Origin of the sequence: Vibrio sp. 1727 (assembly GCF_033344415.1) — a bacterium.
GTDB lineage: Bacteria > Pseudomonadota > Gammaproteobacteria > Enterobacterales > Vibrionaceae > Vibrio > Vibrio alginolyticus.
The window spans coordinates 1-525 of sequence record NZ_JAWPOT010000638.1; the positions used below are offsets into that span (position 1 = coordinate 1).

General features: G+C 46.3%; 1 protein-coding gene. It reads right to left on the minus strand.

All coding sequences use genetic code 11. From position 1 onward, the window contains the following. Positions 1-525, minus strand: a 525-nt coding sequence (locus R8O10_RS27340) for an extracellular solute-binding protein (protein ID WP_318192251.1), incomplete at both ends; no start/stop codon positions are given.

Genomic DNA, 525 nt, shown 5'->3' on the forward strand with positions numbered 1-525 from the left:
GCATATTGATGCTTTCTACCGCCGAGTCGAGTGCACTTTTCGCATCTTGTTTATTGGTTGCGATCAACTGAAGTGCGCTGTTTGCCGGGCCCCACACTTCGTTCATTTCTGGAATGGAAGGCATAGACGTAGCGTGGATGGATTGCATCGCCACAGCACTTGCTCCTGGATCATTTTTAATAACAGGATCGTCTACCAATTTTGTCACTGCCGGAACCTCTCCAGTTAATTCAAAACGGCGCTTCGCATTGTCATAGTTATTGACGAACGTAATAAACTCTTGCGCTAATGGTTTGTTTTTCGAGAAAGTGGAAATGCTGTAACTCTTCACGCCCATAAATGATCCCATTTGCTCACCAGATGGCAATTTGGGAAGTGGGGATACACCGTAGTTGATCCCTGCTTCTTTGTAAGGCTGGAGCGCCCAAGGACCGGTTTGAACAATCGCAGCTTTGCCCGACGTGAATAGTGAATCGATAGCATTAAGCCCGTTATTACCAATGATGCCTGTAGGGAATACTTTAG